The organism is Myxococcus llanfairpwllgwyngyllgogerychwyrndrobwllllantysiliogogogochensis (assembly GCF_006636215.1).
GTDB lineage: Bacteria > Myxococcota > Myxococcia > Myxococcales > Myxococcaceae > Myxococcus > Myxococcus llanfairpwllgwyngyllgogerychwyrndrobwllllantysiliogogogochensis.
In genome coordinates this window covers 1-460 of the sequence record NZ_VIFM01000745.1, presented here as the reverse complement: position 1 = coordinate 460, position 460 = coordinate 1, and the positions used below count along the sequence as shown (strand labels likewise).

The following is a 460-nucleotide window of genomic DNA, read 5'->3' as shown; positions in this document are numbered from 1 at the left end:
GTGCCCGCCAGTACTGCCCCGCCTGGAGAGTCTGGAAACGTGCCAGCGAGTGTATTTCTGCATCGGATTGCACTACGGCGCGATGGGTCATGGCTCGGATGTCCGCTCTCGTGGAGATCGTTCAGGGGCTCGGATCGCTTTGCGTCGCATTGGCGGGGATGCCACGCAGCACCTGCTTGCTGACGCGGTACTGGGTGCCCCGTTTGGTGGTCAGCACATGGGTGTAGCTGTAGCCTCCGCTATAGAAGCTTGCAGCCAGTTCGGACAGGTGGCCGCCTCCCTTCAACGCATTCATCACCTGATCAATGCCAGCCGATCTCAGTGCATGCGGCGCAGCGCAAAAAAGTTGTTTTTTATCGCTCAGCCCGTTCTTCTGAACGGCAGTGGTATCCGATACGGCGCCCCCGCACCCGCCGGCACGAGCATCGTGCAGCATGCGCCGCACCTGTCTCTTATACAC

Annotated in this window: 1 protein-coding gene; it reads right to left on the bottom strand. The window is 60.4% G+C overall.

Translation table 11 applies throughout. From position 1 onward, the window contains the following. Positions 1 to 121: 121 nt before the first annotated feature. Positions 122 to 460, bottom strand: a 339-nt coding sequence (locus FJV41_RS50310) for a hypothetical protein (protein ID WP_220138010.1), incomplete at its 5' end; no start/stop codon positions are given.